The organism is Zooshikella harenae, assembly GCF_018837975.1.
GTDB lineage: Bacteria > Pseudomonadota > Gammaproteobacteria > Pseudomonadales > Zooshikellaceae > Zooshikella > Zooshikella harenae.
The window spans coordinates 1-2,888 of the sequence record NZ_JAGSOY010000175.1 but is presented as its reverse complement, the minus strand read 5'-3'; the positions used below and the strand labels follow the sequence as shown (position 1 = coordinate 2,888).

The 2,888-nt window shown below is 38.8% G+C and carries 5 protein-coding genes; all 5 read right to left on the bottom strand.

The window, feature by feature from the left end; genetic code table 11:
* Positions 1 to 29: 29 nt before the first annotated feature.
* Complete coding sequence (locus KCG35_RS24405; RefSeq protein ID WP_215822460.1) at positions 30 to 401, bottom strand: hypothetical protein; 372 nt, start codon at positions 399 to 401, stop codon at positions 30 to 32.
* Complete coding sequence (locus tag KCG35_RS24400) at positions 391 to 810, bottom strand: hypothetical protein (RefSeq protein WP_215822459.1); 420 nt, start codon at positions 808 to 810, stop codon at positions 391 to 393. The genes KCG35_RS24405 and KCG35_RS24400 overlap by 11 nt, the downstream gene beginning before the upstream one ends.
* Positions 811 to 891: 81 nt before the next feature.
* Positions 892 to 1,470 (bottom strand): hypothetical protein, encoded by a 579-nt coding sequence (locus KCG35_RS24395; RefSeq protein ID WP_215822458.1) that lies wholly within the window; start codon positions 1,468 to 1,470, stop codon positions 892 to 894.
* A 91-nt stretch (positions 1,471 to 1,561) separates the two neighbouring features.
* Positions 1,562 to 1,972 carry a hypothetical protein gene (locus KCG35_RS24390; protein ID WP_215822457.1) on the bottom strand — a complete coding sequence of 137 codons (411 nt, stop codon included), beginning with the start codon at positions 1,970 to 1,972 and terminating at the stop codon, positions 1,562 to 1,564.
* Between the two features lie 458 nt (positions 1,973 to 2,430).
* The gene (locus tag KCG35_RS24385; protein ID WP_215822456.1) at positions 2,431 to 2,751 is read right to left on the bottom strand and encodes a hypothetical protein; all 321 of its coding nucleotides are present in this window, start codon (positions 2,749 to 2,751) and stop codon (positions 2,431 to 2,433) included.
* Between the last annotated feature and the right edge of the window lie 137 nt (positions 2,752 to 2,888).

Below are 2,888 nucleotides of genomic sequence, written 5' to 3'. Positions count from 1 at the left end.
GGTCGAATAGTCAGCTTCATTTTTCATAGTTATTGACTTACCTCTTTTCCTAGATAATCAACTTCGACCTTATCTAGTTTTGGATCCAAGCACCAGTCTATTAATTTTACAACGCTCTTTGGTTTAAATATCCTTTCTTCCTCAAACTTTGGGCATGCAAACCTTTTCCAAACTCCACCAGTTATCGTATCGCAAGAAAATTCTGGACCAATCACCGTCAAAAAGCGTCGTCCATTGTGAGCCTGATTAATATAATATTTTACAATAAACTTTTTGTCCTCAGATGCCACAGTCACCAATAATGAATCTCCAGTATATGGATCAAATTCATCAATTATCCACCAAAGATATTTAATACCTTTGTGGATCAATGTTCTTCTGTTTTTTTTGCTAATTGCCATTTTTGTACACTAATTTCCTATAACCTTTTATGGATGGGCTTTCACAATCTACGGTTTGAATATAAAAGTTACGCTCAGCCCACATTAGCTCTAGATCATAAACACAAAAAGAGTATTTACTTGCATCCTCTACCCACCCCGAATCTTCTTTTACTGATACACTGTGAAATAGCTCATTACCGTTTAACCACCAGCAAAAAATTAGATACTCTCTTTCTTCACCATCGTGAAATATTGCATACGCTGGAACTGAACTCCAATCTAGACCTTTTTCACTCTTAATATCAGCAAGCCTTGCAACATACTTAGATACATCAACTTTCTTTCCAGTAAAGGAGATAGAATATACTTTCACCTCATCGGGATCTTTATATTCATTTACATATTCAATTTTTCGTTTCGAAAACATCCGTACATCCTTGATAGCTAACGTCTGCATTTACAACTGGTTTGGATCACAGCAGAAAACCAGTCCAGCAACATGCGATTATTATGTAAGCAATACACTGTAAACCTCGAAAATGCGATAAGGTCCAGGCTCACAGCCTTTCAGTTTACCTGAACTAATTAGATTAATAGCCTCTTGAAATGTATCAAAGAGGCAGTGCTCATTGGTTTTGATGGACTCAGCCAAGTGATTGCACGACAATGGTGAACATTCACAGATGGTACCGGCAAAAAATGATACAACATCAAAACCTTCGAGCTTAGATTCTTTTGGTGATTTTACTTCAGTTTTGAAAGATTCTTCAGGTTTGTAGTCTTCCCAAACTAGTTCATCTTCATCCCACTGCTGTTCTGATGCCTTGTAAAAGAAAAGCTTCATCTTGGTAATGTCGATACCCTTTTCTTTTGCAATCGATTCCATTATCTCAGGTGAGTCGAACAACCAGTATCCATTGTGTTTCCATTCATTGACCCAATCATCAAAGTCTTCAGATACACAGCCGCTAACCGAATAGATATCCTTAATAGTTTCTCTGTCCAGCCAGTCTGGTTTTTCACAGACTTCTTTGTACATGTATCCGACTGGAATCATTATATTCACCGAACTATTAATTAATGCCACTCTGACATAAAACCTAACATCTATTGTAAGCATTATGGTTAGTGGTATCCGGTGAGCTTGGGATATACCAGCTCTTACCCGATTAAATTTTTCACCCACCTATACAACGCCCTATAAATAAAATAACCAATGCCACATGGGGCAATGCTACAGTTGGACGCATTGCTTGCTTAACGTATTCACGAATTTTGCCAATACCGCTATTTTCTATTTTTTGATATTCGCTGTTGAATTGAAACTCGCATCCCTCGGTTCCTTCTCGAATGCTCTTCTCTATCTGCAATAGCCTAGGTTCTATTCGAGATTGGAAGGCCTTCCAGATTGAATCCTGCAGCCATAGCAACAACAAGATAAAGAATACCACTGCAGTATTTGTTCTTGCTACCTCAGATAACAATAAGACCAAGATACTGATTAGCTTTATATACAGAGAGTGCTTCTCGTAGCTTTCAAACTGATTTTGAAGTAAGCTCCACTCTAATTCATACTTCTTTCTTTCCATTTTAATCCCTAGGGGCTAGATTGAATTTAACGAGGCTGTAGAAAAAAAATAATTAACAATAGCTTGTCCACAACCTTTACTTATCTTTTTAATTATCTAACATTTAACTAAATTTACTCAATATTCACTGTTTTTTTAGTGAATAACACTACTATAGCGTAGCTGGTTTCATCGTTAACTAATGGCTCCATAATTCATTAGTTGTACGATGTTATGTACTAAACAGAACAACCTCCAATGTCCCTGCACCTTATTTTTATAACCGTTAGATCGTAATTGTGTTTCTTAAAGTTCGGGATGTAAGACTTACTTTTGCGATGCCTGATTTTATCAAATAATGCCTATTTACTGAAGTTTTTCTATAACCTCAACTCCCCAACCACGGGCGGATTGAGCTGGCTAAACTAAGGAGCAAAGCAACAAAAGCCAGCGAAAAGCCGTCCGCGTGAGCTGGCTTGTTAGCTGCCAATTGCCTCCCAAATGGCCGCTCCAATCATGAAGACATAACCCACCAAGAAAAACGGCGACATTTTGTAAAACAGCTGTGGGAGGTATGTCGAAACGCCCCACGTTACAAAAAAGCTGTCTGAGGCAGGTAACTCCAACACGACTCTTCGATAGGTAACCATGTATGCGATTGCAGATACGGGCCAAATTACCAAACTTATTAGCACGGCCAACTCGTTGCTAACAATGCTAAATGGGAAAGGAATGAAGAACGCCACCACATAAAACACAGCCAGTACTTCTACTTTTCGTTTTTGCGTGACACTGAACAAGTCAAAATCCTTTAGCAGCTAACGACAAGCTCAAGCGCCGCTTTAGCGGTCAACTTGGAGCGCCTTGTGTACGCCCGGCATGGGCATTGAGTTTATGGGGTGAAAGTCCCCTGTAGGAAGATCATCACTTAGTCAAT

Excerpts from the sequence above, each read along its gene's own strand:
- KCG35_RS24405 (WP_215822460.1), bottom strand. The coding sequence starts at position 401 with ATGGCAATTAGCAAAAAAAACAGAAGAACATTGATCCACAAAGGTATT.
- KCG35_RS24400 (WP_215822459.1), bottom strand. The coding sequence starts at position 810 with ATGTTTTCGAAACGAAAAATTGAATATGTAAATGAATATAAAGATCCC.
- KCG35_RS24390 (WP_215822457.1), bottom strand. The coding sequence starts at position 1,972 with ATGGAAAGAAAGAAGTATGAATTAGAGTGGAGCTTACTTCAAAATCAG.